The following is a 13,066-nucleotide window of genomic DNA, read 5'->3' as shown; positions in this document are numbered from 1 at the left end:
TAATGAGAGTGTTGGTCGCTTTACGAGGCTACAAATACTATGTCAAAACAGTTGCGTGTACAGGATGCAATTCTTCCAGTGTCTCGCGGAAGATTGAGTGGTGCAGGACGTGAGCAGAAACATTTTTCCGCTTGGAAAAAACCTCTCGCCGGTATGCCAGACTTGATTGAAAATCAGGTTGCGTCATACAAGTGGCTTATCGAAAAAGGTCTCAAGGAGATATTCAAAGAATTTTCTCCTATAAAAGACTATTCAGATAAGAAATTTGATCTTGAGTTTACTTCGTTCTTTTTGAGCGAACCAAAACACAATGAGTATTTTGCAAAAGCAAACAAGCTTTCTTACGATGCTCCTCTTCGTGCAACAATTAAACTAAAGAACAAAACTTTCGGAACTGTTAAAGAACAGGAAATTTTCATGGCGGACTTTCCGCTAATGACTTCACACGGCACCTTCATCATTAACGGTGTCGAGCGTGTTATTGTCCCTCAGCTTGCAAGAAGCTTCGGGGTTTTCTTCAATGACCAAGATATAAAAGGAAAACGTTTCTTTGGTGCAAAAATAATCCCATCTCGTGGCGTTTGGATTGAAATAGAATCTGATGCTGATGGTATTTTCGTACGTATCGACCGAAAGAGAAAGTTCCCAGTTGTTTCTTTGCTACGTGTTTTTGGCACAAAGAGCGACAAGGAAATCATCGGTAAGTTCACAAAGGAAATGCAGGAAGCTGTCACAGTTTTGCTTGAGAAGGACCCAGCCAAGACACTAGACGATTCATATATAGAAATCTACAAGCGTCTTCGCGACGGTGATTTGGCAACAGCAGACAATGCTCGCGAGTTCATCACCTCAATCTTCAGTGAAGAGCGTTACGACCTTTCTCCTGTTGGACGTTTCCGTTTCAATCAGCGCTTTAACCTAGCAATGACAGAATTGGCGCTTGCACGACGTACTCTTTCACTTGAGGACGTTATCCTTATTGTTGAAAACATAATTACATTAAACGCTACCCCAGGAGCAGAAGCTGATGATATCGACCACTTGGGTCTTCGTCGTGTTAGATACGTTGGAGAAATGCTTCAAGCAAAAATCCGTGTTGGTATGGCTCAGATGAAAAGAAACATTCAAGACAGAATGTCTACTATTGATGCTGAGACAACACTCCCAATTCAGATAGTTAACCAACGCCCACTCCAAGCTCGTATCAAAGAATTCTTTACAACAAACCAACTCTCTCAGTTTATGAGTCAGGGTAACGTTTTGGACGAAATTGAACACCTTCGAACGCTTTCAGCACTTGGACCAGGCGGTCTTACCCGTGAAAGAGCCGGTCTTGAAGTTCGTGACGTGCACACTTCACACTACGGTCGCGTTTGTCCAATTCACACTCCAGAAGGTCAGAACATCGGTCTTATTTTGCACCTTTCGACACATGCTCGTATCAATGATTTCGGTATTATCGAAACACCTTACGTTAAGGTTAAGAACGGAAAAATCACAAAAGAAATTGTTTACTTGAACGCTCTTGAAGAAGAGGGAAGCATTATTGCCCACGCTGGCATTCCTTATGATGAAGAAGGAAATATTTTAGAAAAGAAAGTTGAAGCTCGCGTTAAGACAGAACCAGGTTTGGTTGATAAAAACGAAGTTGATTACATCGACGTTTCAACAACACAGCCTTTCTCTGTAGCAACATCACTCATTCCATTCTTGGAACACGACGACGCCGGTCGCGCACTCATGGGTTCCAACATGCAGAAGCAAGCAACGCCTTGTATCATCCCGGAAGCTCCACTTGTTGCGACAGGAATGGAACACTCGGTTGCTCACTTTACTGGACGACTAATTCTTTCAGAGGAAGAGGGAACGGTTACCTATGTTGATGCAAAGAAAATTAAAGTTGAAGGAACAAAGTCAGGAAAAGAAAAAGAATATACTTTAGTTAATTACTCTAGAACAAACGACTTTAGCGTTTTCCACCAGCGCCCAATAGTTTCAGTTGGCCAAAAAGTTAAAAAGGGTGAGGTTATGGCGGACACATCATCGTCTGACCACGGACAGGTAGCACTCGGACAAAACGTCTTGGTTGGTTTTATGGTTTGGGACGGTTCGAACTACGAAGACGCCATCATCCTTTCAGAAAGACTTGTTAAGGATAGTAAGTTTACAAGTATTCACATCGAAGAGTTCGTTGTGAATGTTCGTGATACAAAACTTGGACCCGAGGTCACAACTTGCGACATTCCAAACGTTGGAGAAACAAAATTGAAAGATCTCGACATTGATGGAATTGTTCGTATTGGTGCCGAAGTTCGTCCAAACGATATTTTGGTTGGTAAAATTACACCAAAAGGCGAATCAGAGCTTACACCAGAAGAAAGACTCCTTCGTTCGATTTTCGGCGAGAAAGCTCGCGATGTTAAAGATACTTCACTTCGCATGGAACACGGTAAGCGTGGGCGTATTGTTGGTGTGAAGGTTTTCTCTCGCGATAGTGGTGACTCACTTGATAGCGGAATCATTAAGAGAATCCATATCGAAGTCGCTCAGCTTAGAAACATTTCTGTTGGAGACAAACTAGCAGGACGTCACGGAAACAAAGGTGTTATCTCCCTCATTTTGCCTGAGCAAGACATGCCATACATGGAAGACGGTACGCCAATCGATGTTATTTTAACGCCACTTGGAGTTCCTTCTCGTATGAACTTGGGACAGATTCTCGAGCTTCACATGGGTCTCGCGGCAAACACTTTGAATTACCAAGCAATCGTTCCTCCTTTCCAAGGAGCAACTGACCAGGAAATTCGTGATGAACTTAAGAAAGCCGGATTTGCGGAAACAGGTAAGGTTAAACTTTACGACGGTCGTACTGGTGATTCGTTCAATCAAGAAATTGCCATTGGATACATGTATATCATGAAGCTTCACCACATGGTGGAAGACAAGATTCACATGCGCTCCATCGGACCGTACTCGCTCATTACTCAGCAACCACTTGGTGGAAAGGCGCAAGGTGGAGGTCAGCGCTTCGGTGAAATGGAAGTGTGGGCTCTCGAAGGATATGGCGCAGCCCATACTCTCCGTGAAATGCTCACTGTTAAGTCAGACGATATCGTCGGTCGTTCACAGACGTTTGATTCCATTATTAAGGGTGAAGATGTGAGAACGCCAAACGCACCTGCATCATTTACGGTTATGCTCAATTACTTACGCGGATTGGCCCTTGATGTCGAACTTAGAAAAAAGAGACGCAATTAATTAAAATAAACATATGAAAACATTTGATACAAGCGATTTCGATGCCATTTCACTCTCGGTTGCGTCTCCAGACAAAATCAGAGAATGGTCATATGGTGAGGTAACAAAACCAGAAACAATTAATTATCGAACTGGCCGTTCAGAACGCGGAGGTCTTTTCGATGAGCGCATCTTTGGTCCTGAGAAAGACTTTGAGTGTTACTGCGGAAAGTATCGTCGTATTCGTTATAAGGATATTGTTTGTGAGAAATGTGGAGTTGAAGTAACTCGCTCTATTGTTCGCCGTGAACGAATGGGTCACATTGAACTCGCAAGTCCAGTTGCTCATATTTGGTTTCTCCGTGGAGTTCCATCAAGAATGAGTCTTTTGATGAACGTACCAGTTACAGATCTTGAAAAGGTTATTTATTTTGCTGGCTATATCGTCACAAAAATAAATGATGAGGAAAAAGATAAAATCATTAAAAATCTAGAATCAGAATACAAAGCAAAGGTTAAATCAATGACCGATGAAGCATCTCGTGAAAAAATCAAAGAAATGCTTTCAACTGCAAAGAAAGAAGTTGGTGAAATTGTTACCGGAAAAGTTCTTGATGAGGCAACATATCACCGTTATGCCTTAAAATACGGTTCAGTCTTTGAGGCAACAATCGGAGCAGAAGCTATCTTCAATCTTTTCAAAAATCTAGATTTGAAAAAACTCGAGAACGAACTTACAAGCAACACAAAAAAGACAACTGCTATTGAAAGAGAAAAAACCGAAAAGCGCTTATCGCTTATTCGTGCAATGATCAATTCAAACGTTCGTCCAGATTGGATGTTCTTGACTGTTATTCCAGTAATTCCTCCAGCACTTCGTCCAATGGTTGCCCTTGAAGGTGGACGTCATGCAACATCAGACGTGAACGATCTTTATCGTCGTGTTATCAACCGAAACAATCGTTTGAGAAAGCTTCTCGAAATCGGCGCACCAGATGTTATCTTGCGTAACGAAAAGCGTATTTTGCAGGAAGCTGTTGACTCACTTATCGACAATTCAATTCGTCGACAGTCTGAGGCAATGGCAATGAATCAATCTCAGCGCCGTTCACTTAAATCACTCTCAGACAATTTGAAGGGAAAGCAGGGTCTCTTCCGTCAAAACCTTTTGGGTAAGCGTGTAGATTATTCTGGACGTTCAGTTATCGTCGTTGGACCTCAGCTTCACTTAGACCAGTGTGGTTTGCCAAAGCATATGGCGCTTGAACTTTTCCGCCCATTTGTTATTTCTAAAATTCTTGAAAGAGAGCTTGCTTACAACATTCGTGGCGCCGGTCGTTTAATCGACGAAGGTGTGCCAGAGGTTTGGGCAATTCTTGAAGAAGTAATCAAGGGAAAATACGTTCTTCTAAACCGCGCACCAACACTTCACCGTTTAGGTATTCAGGCTTTCCACCCAGTACTAATTGAAGGAAACGCAATCCAGGTGCACCCACTAGTTTGTACAGCTTTCAACGCTGACTTCGATGGAGACCAGATGGCCGTTCACGTTCCGCTTTCTAAAGAAGCCCAAGAAGAAGCTGGTAGCTTAATGGCTGCAAACAGAAATCTTTTGAAGCCAGGAAACGGTGATCCAATCGTTAACCCAAAGCTCGATATCGTGCTTGGTTGTTACTGGATGACAAAAGTTGTTGATGGTGAAAAAGGTGAAGGAAAATTCTTCCCAAGTCCAAACAACGCAATTATGTCCTACGACTTTGATATAGTTGCTTTCCGTTCAAAGATTAAAGTTTTACCAACAGACAGTCCAAAGTATAACCAGTTTGAAGGTAAGGTTTTTGAAACATCTGTTGGTCGTCTTCTTTTCAATTCAATTTTGCCAAAAGATTTTCCTTACATGAACGAAGAGGTCAACATTAAGAAGCTCGCTGCTTTAGTTGATGAATTGATTGCTCGTTATGGTATTGAGAAAACTCCTGCAGTTTTGGATAAGATTAAAACCTTTGGTTATAAGTACGCCACAGTCTCTGGAACAACATGGGGAATGGACGATGTTAAGGTTCACCCAAGAAAGAAAGAAATTGTTGCTGTTGGAAGAAAGAAGGTTGATGAAATTCTAAGTCAGTTTAACGATGGTTTGTTGGCTGAAGAAGAAAGATACAGAAAGACAATCGAGGTCTGGCAGGGTGTTAAAGGAGAGCTTGATAAGCTTGTTCCAGAAACACTTGATAGAAACGGTTCAGCTCACGACTTGGTTACTTCTGGAGCTCGAGGTTCTATTACTCAGTTGAGTCAGATGTCTGGAATGAAAGGTCTCATTATCAACACTGCTGGACGAACAATCGATTTCCCAATCATTCCATCATATAAAGAAGGTCTTTCACCAATTGAATACTTCACTACTACTCACGGTGCTCGTAAAGGTTTGGCCGACACGGCACTCAACACGGCAAAGGCAGGATATCTCACAAGAAAGCTTGTTGACGTTGCTCAAGATTCAGTGATTACAGAAGATGACTGTGGTACGAAGGAAACAAAGAGAATCACAAAAGAAACTCTTTCTGGAATCGAAGTGCCAATTTCAAAGAGTATTCGCGGACGTATTTTGGCAACTGATATCAAAGACGAGAAAGGTGAAGTAATGTACAAGAAAGGATTTCTTATTCTCAAGAGCGACGCGATGAGGATTGAAGCCGCTGGAATAACAGAAGTGTTTGTTAGAACACCTCTTACTTGTAAAACATTGCACGGCATTTGTCGTATGTGTTACGGTCTTGATCTTGCAAGAAACAGAATGGTTGAAAAAGGTGAAGCTGTCGGTATTATCGCGGCACAAGCTATCGGTGAACCAGGTACTCAGTTGACGATGCGTACGTTCCACGCTGGAGGTGTTGCGGGTGTCGACATTACGATGGGTCTTCCACGTGTTGAAGAAATTTTCGAACGTCGAATTCCAAAATCACCAGCTGTTGTTTCAAGTGTTAATGGAGAAGTGATTGAAATAAACGAAGTTGGCCGCGAGAAAGTCATCAAAGTATTACTTGATGAAACAGACGTAAAGAAAGGTAAGGTTGGAGAAGTAGAGTTTGTTGCTCCGTTCAGACGAAGTCCGCTTGTTAAAGTTGGAAGTAAAATAAAGAAGGGAGACATCATTACTGACGGTTCAGCTGATTTGGCAGAACTTTATAAGTATGGTGGACGTGAAGCTGCAGAAGAATATGTTATTAAAGAAATTAATAACATTTACGAACTACAAGGAGCTTCTATTTCGCGTAAGCACATAGAAATCATTATTCGTCAGATGTTCTCACGAAGACGTATCAAGGAGAGTGCAGATACTTCATTTACTGTCGGAGAGCTTGTAGAAAATATGGAATTTGCACTTGAGAATGCACGCACCAAAGAAGCTGGCGGTGATGTTGCTGAAGGAGAGTCAGTCATTCTTGGTATTACCGAGGTTGCACTTTCAACAAAAAGTTGGCTTTCATCAGCATCATTCCAAAATGTCACACGTGTGCTTATCAACTCAGCAGTTCGTGGAAAGATTGACGATTTGCGTGGCTTGAAAGAAAACGTAATTGTTGGGCGATTGATTCCTGCTGGAACTGGATTCAAGGCAAAAGGCGGAAAAGAAGTCGTAGAAGAAGAGGACGAAGAATAATTTAGTCAGCTTTTAGGCATTAGCTTTTAGGTGGTTAGGTGAAGCATTAACGCTAAAGAAGCTGAAAGCTAAAGAAGCTAGATGTCATGTCCACAACACCAGTTGAACAAATAAAAGAACGCCTCTCTATTGTTGATGTTACTTCTTCCTATATCAAATTAGAAAAGGCCGGTAGTAATTACAAAGCGCGATGTCCGTTCCATAACGAACGCACTCCGTCCTTCTTTATCTCGCCAGCTCGTGGAACTTACCACTGTTTTGGGTGTAACCGAGGTGGAGACATTTTCAGCTTTGTTGAGGAAATAGAAGGAGTTGATTTTGCTTCGGCGCTAAAAACATTGGCTGATAAGGCTGGTGTGGAATTGCGAGCAGTTGACCCAAAACTAAAAAGCGAATACGAAAGACTATATAGCGTACTTGAAGAGGCGACCCGTTTCTTTGAAAATAGTTTGGGTGCCAATCCTTCGGCAAAAGAATATATAACAAAGCGGGGACTTAATGTCGGCACAATCGCCGACTGGAGATTGGGTTATGCTGACACCAATTGGTCCACACTTTACGATGTTTTAAAAAGCAAAGGTTTTACCGACCAAGAAATTGAAAAAGCAGGCTTAAGCATAATGGGGAATCGTGGTTATTATGATCGTTTCCGCGGAAGAATTATGTTTCCTCTTTCAAACACGATTGGTCGTATTGTTGGATTTTCTGGAAGATTGTTTGATGCACCGAGCAAAGGAGAGGCCGCAAAATACGTGAATACTCCAGAGACACCGCTTTATCACAAGTCCAGTGTCTTATATGGATACGATAAGGCGAAGCGCGCAATGCTTCAGAGCAACACAGCTATCTTGGTTGAAGGCCAGATGGACTTGCTCTTGGCTCATCAAGCGGGAACTTTCAACACTGTGGCATTGTCTGGAACAGCGCTTACGGCAGACCATCTTCAGATGATAAAGAGATTTGCTGATAGTTTGATTGTTGCACTTGATGGTGACGATGCCGGACTAAACGCTTCGGAGCGCGCATTTCGCTTAGCAATTTCTCTAGGGATTGATGTGAAAGTCGCGCGTCTACCAAAAGATGTTGATCCTGCTGATTTAATTGCGAAAGATAAAGATGAATGGAATAAAGTTATTAAGGAGGCCAATCATATTGTTGATTTTGTCTTAAATGGAATTCGCGAGAAAAAATTAGATGAACCAGCGTTTAGAAGAGAAGTAGGGAAGCGTGTAATTCCGTATATTGCAGAAATATCAAACAAAATTGACCAAGCTCATTTTGTGGGAAAAGTTGCAAATGAACTCAAGGTTGCAGAAGAACATGTTTGGGAGGAAGTTAAGAAATTACCAAGTACGCCTATTGTAGAGGATTCTGTTGCGACAGCCGAGAAGCCAACTATATCGCGCTTAAACAAAATACGTGCTACTATAGCCGGCATTACGTCGTGGCAAGAAGGGATAAAAAATCCACTCATCGACCCAAAAATATTAAGGGAACGATATGATGTTCTTGCTCGCACCTATGGTTTGATGGAGATAGATCTTGTTCCAGATATGGAGCGAGAGCGAATGATTTTAGTTTTCGAAAATAATTATAATGAGGAAAAGAAACTGCTTCGCGAAGTGGATGAACTTTTTATTAATCTGGAACTAGATTGTCTGGAAGAAAGATTTAAGGAAGAGGTAAGAAAATTAAAAGAAGCAGAAAGTTCCGGAGACGCAAAAAGAGAAAACGAAATCAGCGAATTAACAAAAAAATGCAACGAAATTTCACAAAAAATAAACAGTTTAAAAAATAGTCGCCACCAATAATTTAATTTTATAATTTTAAAAATATGCCAAAAGCAAAAGCCAAAAAAACAAAAGTAGCACCAAAAAAGGTGAAGAAACCAGCTAAGAAAAAGGTGGCTAAAAAGGTTGCTCCAAAAAAGAAAGTACCTGCAAAGAAGGTAAAGAAAGTGGCTGTAAAAAAACCTGTGAAGGCTAAGAAGCCGGCTAAACCAGCAAAACCAGTAAAGAAAACAAAGCATGATTTGTTGGTTGATAAAGCAGATATCCTTATCGCTAAGGGTAAAAAGCGTGGTTTCATCACCTATGATGAAATTTTAAAAGAATTCCCAAACGTTGAAAATAATATTTTATTTTTGGATGAACTTTACGAACGCTTTGGTAGTGCTGGCATAGACGTTCTTGAGGGTGGAAATTTACTTGATGTTGATGCCAAAGAGATTTTAGAGAAAAGAGGTTATGGCCGTGAATCATCTTCGTACGACGCTATTCAAATGTATCTTAGAGAGATTGGACAATACCCGCTTCTTTCTGCAAATGAGGAAAAGGAGTATGCCCGCCGTATTGAAAAAGGGGATAAAGAAGCGAGAGATTTGCTCTGGCGCGCCAACCTTCGCCTCGTTGTTTCTATTGCAAAGAAATTCGTTGGACGTAGCTCAGACTTAACACTCCTCGATCTTATTCAGGAAGGAAATCTTGGTTTACATAAAGCGGTTGATAAGTTCGATTGGACCAAAGGATTTAAGTTTTCAACCTATGCAACATGGTGGATTCGCCAGGCTATTACACGCGCTCTTGCTGATCAATCAAGAACAATTCGTATTCCTGTGCACATGGTGGAAACAATCGCTAAATACAAACAAGTATCACGACGTTTGTCTCAAGATTTGGGACGTGACCCATTACCAGAAGAGATTGCAACTGAAATGGGAATCGATGTAGAAAAAATCCACATGATTGAAAATATCAATCAAGATACAGTCTCCCTTGAAAAACCAATCGGTGATGATGAAGACAAATCAACTCTCGGTGAATTTATTGCTGATGAGACTATTCTTTCTCCAGCGCAGGAATCTTCGCGCCGTATTCTTTCTGATCAGGTTAAAGAAATTTTAAATGATCTTTCTCCAAAGGAAAGAAAAATTCTTGAAATGAGACATGGTCTTGTTGATGGAGTAATGCATACACTTGAAGAGGTGGGACAGGAGTTCGGTGTGACACGTGAACGTATTCGCCAGATTGAAGCTAAAGTACACGAAAAAATCCGCCAACACGAGAAGGCAGATAGGTTAAGAAATTATTAAGAAGCTTTTAGTTTTTAGGCAGATAGCTTTTAGAAAATTAAAAAGCCCCGCGCGATGCGGGGTTTTTGGTTGGGACGGAAGAGAACTAGCCTTGATAGGCTTCGGCGGCCTGCCTGAGAAATTCATCAGTGGGCGGGGTTGAGCCTGATTCCCCTTTTTGTACAGCGAAATGAAACATGAAAACAACCTTGTTTCGTTGCCATACACTCGCCAGCCATGCCTTGTCGCAACTGCTGGGAATTTTCGCCTGTTTCGCGTGTTGGTGCAAGAACGCAACAAATTCTTCATTGCCCTTAATTGCGTCCTTTTTGATTTCACTGGTGTTCATTTCGCCCTCCGGTGATTGGTTGAGTTAAAGTTGCAACTGCGTTGATACTATCATGTTTTTCGAAAACGTTAATATGTTAAAAAGCCCCGCGTGATGCGGGGTTTTTGGTTGGGACGGAAGAGAGCTAGCCTTGATAGGCTTCGGCGGCTTGCTGGAAGAAAGCAGTATCGTTTGGAACGAAGAGCACCTTGCCGGTTTCCATAACGAAGAGGTGTGAAAGCAAACCCCTGTTATTTTGCCAAAAACCTGCAAGCCACTTCTTGTCGCAGGTTGCGGGGATGTTTTCCCACCTTGCACGTTCATGGAGAAAAGCGACGAAGTCTTCGTTGCCTTTCAGTATGGCATTTGCGTTGAAGTCAGCACTCACGGCAACCCTCCTCTTTTTTGTTTAAATTTAATTGGATTTGCAACTGGCGTGATATTACAATATAATTCATCTCTATGTCAATAGAGGAGAAAACAGTAAATATGGGTCTTTCTGAGTCTTTGGTGCGCCATATTTCAGAGAGCAAAAAAGAACCCGCCTGGATGCTAAAAAAGCGCTTGGAGGCCTTTTCTCTGTGGGAGAAGACAAAGATACCAGACTGGGGGCCGTCGCTCTCTCAGCTCAATTTGGACGACTTGGTCTACTATGTTGATCCAGCCGTTGAAGAGAAAACAGACTGGAAAGAGCTTCCAAAAGAAATCACGGATACTTTCGAAAAACTTGGTATTCCAAAGGCAGAAAGAGAATATTTAGGTGGAGTGGGTGCACAATACGACTCAGGAATTGTTTATCACAATTTGCAAAAGTCACTCGCCGATAAAGGAGTAATTTTTGAAAACATGGATGTGGCAGTGCAAAAATATCCAGAGCTTGTGGAAAAATATTTTATGACCGACTGCGTTCCATCCTCTGACCACAAATTCACAATGCTACATGGCGCAGCTTGGAGTGGTGGCACTTTTATTTACGTTCCTAAAGGGGTAAAAGTTGGATTGCCATTGCAAGCTTATTTTAGAATGAATCGCTCGTCATCGGGGCAGTTTGAACACACTCTAATTATTGCTGATGAAGGTTCGGAGATTGAATATATTGAAGGATGTTCTGCGCCACGATATACATCCTCGTCACTTCATGCTGGTTGTGTGGAGGTTTTTGTGCTGAAAGGAGCGAAAGTAAAATATCTAAGTATTGAAAATTGGTCACGTAATACCTACAACTTGAATACAAAGAAGGCGATGGTTTATGAAGATGGTGAGATGCAGTGGGTCAACGGCAATATGGGTTCTTGTGTGACTATGCTTTATCCATCGTCAGTACTTTTGGGGCGTGGAGCCAAGGCCGATAGTTTAGGGATAGTTCTCGCGGGGGAAGGGCAGAATCAGGACACTGGAGCAAAAGCTCTACACTTGGCGCCGGATACTGTTTCTACAATTCGCTCAAAATCAGTTTCTAAAGATGGTGGCATCTCTACTTATCGCGGTTTTGTACAAATAGGAAAGCGAGCAACTGGAGCAGTCTCTTCTGTTGTTTGCGATGCTTTAATTTTAGACGACAAATCAGTTTCAAATACTTACCCGTCTACAAAGAACGATAACAAGAGGGTTAATATTTCTCACGAAGCAAAGGTTGGACGGCTTGGTGATGATGAAGTTTTTTATCTCCGCTCACGTGGATTTTCCGAAAGGGAAGCGGAGCGCCTTATTGTTGGTGGGTTTCTAGAGCCAATTGTTAAAGCCATGCCACTTGAATACGCAATTGAACTAAATAAGTTGATTGAGCTTGAGATGGAAGGTAGTGTTGGATAAAGATATGAAAAATACTAAAGAAATTTTATATACTTATGCCGGTCCGAATGCTTTTAAATATGGACTCAAAATCGCATCTTCTTTTTCGGAGGAATTTTTGTCTATTGTTCAAAAAGGTGGAGAGGTGATTGAAGTTGCTCAGGGAGAAAGAAAAGTTTTGGAAAATGATTTGTCTAAATCAAGACTTATTGTTGTTCACGTAGAGGAAGGAGCAACGTTTGAATATCGTGAATCGTGTGAAGGGAAAGCAAAAGGAAAAAATGACATTCATATTATTTTGGCGGGTCGTGGCGCAAGCGCTTCGATAACGAGCCGTTATGATTTATCTGGCGATTCAGAAGTTGATGTCTATCACAAGGTTTACCACGAAGCTTCCGAAACTGTTTCAAAAATTGAAGTGAAGGGTGTGCTTAAAGACACAGCGCACGTCATATATAGGAGTGATATTGCGATGGCAAAAGAAGTGAAAGCGGTGGGGGAAGAATCGGCTTCATTTTTAATCTTGTCTCCCGAAGCGCGAGTGGACGCTATTCCATCCCTTGATATTGCAAGTAACGATGTTCGATGTTCACACTCACTCTCAATAAAAGATATTTCAGGTGATGAACTTTTTTATCCGATGTCTCGCGGGCTAGAAGAAAACAAAGCGCAAGAACTTTTAGTCTCTGGATTTTTAGAAGTATTATAAAAGCCCCCGAGTTGGGGGCTTTTGGTGTGTCGGCCGTTAAGGCCGTTATTTGATTGGCATCGGCTGGATAGAGACGAGAGTACAGCAGTCGCCGGCGTATTTCTTGTGCCCCCTGAAGTGGGATTCGTACAGTTCTTTTTCCAGTTTTTTGACATCGGCCATCGACTGGATGACAATACGCGATTTGCGATAGATCATCCTGTTAACTGCATACGGCTGTTGGCCGTGACGGCTGATGACGTATGCGACGAAATGTTTTTCCATTAACGA

Annotated in this window: 9 protein-coding genes; 6 read left to right on the top strand and 3 right to left on the bottom strand. The window is 41.8% G+C overall.

The features are described 5' to 3' along the window. Positions 1 to 39 precede the first annotated feature (39 nt). From WC724_01785 to WC724_01770, 4 genes are all read left to right on the top strand, one after another. Positions 40 to 3,258, top strand: coding sequence for a DNA-directed RNA polymerase subunit beta (locus tag WC724_01785; protein MFA6077730.1), 3,219 nt, complete (start codon positions 40 to 42; stop codon positions 3,256 to 3,258). A gap of 13 nt (positions 3,259 to 3,271) precedes the next feature. Beyond that, complete coding sequence (rpoC, locus tag WC724_01780; GenBank protein MFA6077729.1) at positions 3,272 to 6,898, top strand: DNA-directed RNA polymerase subunit beta'; 3,627 nt, start codon at positions 3,272 to 3,274, stop codon at positions 6,896 to 6,898. A gap of 86 nt (positions 6,899 to 6,984) precedes the next feature. After that, positions 6,985 to 8,709, top strand: coding sequence for a DNA primase (gene dnaG / locus WC724_01775; GenBank protein MFA6077728.1), 1,725 nt, complete (start codon positions 6,985 to 6,987; stop codon positions 8,707 to 8,709). Positions 8,710 to 8,732: 23 nt separating this feature from the next. Further along, on the top strand, positions 8,733 to 9,989 hold the full coding sequence (locus WC724_01770; GenBank protein MFA6077727.1) for a sigma-70 family RNA polymerase sigma factor: 1,257 nt from the start codon (positions 8,733 to 8,735) through the stop codon (positions 9,987 to 9,989). Between the two features lie 85 nt (positions 9,990 to 10,074). Here WC724_01770 and WC724_01765 read toward each other — a convergent pair whose 3' ends face one another. Both WC724_01765 and WC724_01760 read right to left on the bottom strand, forming a co-directional pair. After that, positions 10,075 to 10,317, bottom strand: coding sequence for a hypothetical protein (locus WC724_01765; GenBank protein ID MFA6077726.1), 243 nt, complete (start codon positions 10,315 to 10,317; stop codon positions 10,075 to 10,077). A gap of 124 nt (positions 10,318 to 10,441) precedes the next feature. Then, positions 10,442 to 10,684 carry a hypothetical protein gene (locus WC724_01760; GenBank protein MFA6077725.1) on the bottom strand — a complete coding sequence of 81 codons (243 nt, stop codon included), beginning with the start codon at positions 10,682 to 10,684 and terminating at the stop codon, positions 10,442 to 10,444. A 74-nt stretch (positions 10,685 to 10,758) separates the two neighbouring features. On the opposite strand from WC724_01760, the gene sufB reads away from it, so the two are divergent. Beyond that, positions 10,759 to 12,108, top strand: coding sequence for a Fe-S cluster assembly protein SufB (sufB, locus tag WC724_01755; GenBank protein ID MFA6077724.1), 1,350 nt, complete (start codon positions 10,759 to 10,761; stop codon positions 12,106 to 12,108). 4 nt (positions 12,109 to 12,112) lie between these two features. Further along, positions 12,113 to 12,796, top strand: a complete 684-nt coding sequence (locus WC724_01750) for a SufD family Fe-S cluster assembly protein (GenBank protein MFA6077723.1) — start codon at positions 12,113 to 12,115, stop codon at positions 12,794 to 12,796. A gap of 45 nt (positions 12,797 to 12,841) precedes the next feature. On the opposite strand, the gene WC724_01745 is transcribed toward WC724_01750, so the two are convergent. After that, the gene (locus WC724_01745; GenBank protein ID MFA6077722.1) at positions 12,842 to 13,060 is read right to left on the bottom strand and encodes a hypothetical protein; all 219 of its coding nucleotides are present in this window, start codon (positions 13,058 to 13,060) and stop codon (positions 12,842 to 12,844) included. Positions 13,061 to 13,066 lie beyond the last annotated feature (6 nt).

This window comes from Candidatus Paceibacterota bacterium, assembly GCA_041661305.1.
Taxonomy (GTDB): domain Bacteria; phylum Patescibacteriota; class Minisyncoccia; order Phycocordibacterales; family VMEP01; genus VMEP01.
This window is presented reverse-complemented; position numbering and strand designations above follow the sequence as displayed.

Coding starts and splice junctions, on each gene's coding strand:
- sufB (MFA6077724.1), top strand. CDS start 10,759: ATGTCAATAGAGGAGAAAACAGTAAATATGGGTCTTTCTGAGTCTTTG.
- WC724_01745 (MFA6077722.1), bottom strand. CDS start 13,060: ATGGAAAAACATTTCGTCGCATACGTCATCAGCCGTCACGGCCAACAG.
- WC724_01770 (MFA6077727.1), top strand. CDS start 8,733: ATGCCAAAAGCAAAAGCCAAAAAAACAAAAGTAGCACCAAAAAAGGTG.
- WC724_01750 (MFA6077723.1), top strand. CDS start 12,113: ATGAAAAATACTAAAGAAATTTTATATACTTATGCCGGTCCGAATGCT.
- rpoC (MFA6077729.1), top strand. CDS start 3,272: ATGAAAACATTTGATACAAGCGATTTCGATGCCATTTCACTCTCGGTT.
- WC724_01765 (MFA6077726.1), bottom strand. CDS start 10,317: ATGAACACCAGTGAAATCAAAAAGGACGCAATTAAGGGCAATGAAGAA.
- WC724_01785 (MFA6077730.1), top strand. CDS start 40: ATGTCAAAACAGTTGCGTGTACAGGATGCAATTCTTCCAGTGTCTCGC.
- dnaG (MFA6077728.1), top strand. CDS start 6,985: ATGTCCACAACACCAGTTGAACAAATAAAAGAACGCCTCTCTATTGTT.